1 protein-coding gene is annotated in these 436 nt (G+C 66.1%); it reads left to right on the forward strand.

Going from position 1 to position 436, the window contains the following annotated elements; genetic code table 11:
- Nucleotides 1–436: PKD domain-containing protein (locus tag AC1DBL_RS16740; RefSeq protein ID WP_476926527.1), on the forward strand; the 436-nt coding region annotated here is incomplete at both ends.

Here is a 436-nt window from a genome sequence, read left to right on the forward strand (position 1 = left end):
ACCGCGCTCAAACTCACCACCGTCGCCGACGACGGCGTCGTCATCTACGTCAACGGCACCGAAGTCGGCCGCACCCGCATGCCCACCGGCACTGTCACCATCAACACCTACGCCACCGCAGCAATCCCCACCTCCAACGCCAACGCCGCACTGGTCACCTTCAACGTCCCACTCTCCCTGCTGGTCAACGGAACCAACACCATCGCCGCCGAAACCCACCTGAACTACCACGCCACCAAAGACATCAGCTTCGACCTCACCGCAACAACCACCACCACCAGCGGTGCCACGGTGAATGCCGCGCCGGTGGCGTCGTTCACCGCCTCGGCCTCCGGTCTGACCGCGGCTTTCGATGCCAGCGCCTCCACCGACGACGCCGGCATCACCGGGTACGGATGGGCCTTCGGAGACGGCAGCACCGGGACCGGGGTATCGG

The sequence above is a fragment of the Arthrobacter sp. 10T44 genome (genome assembly GCF_056393885.1).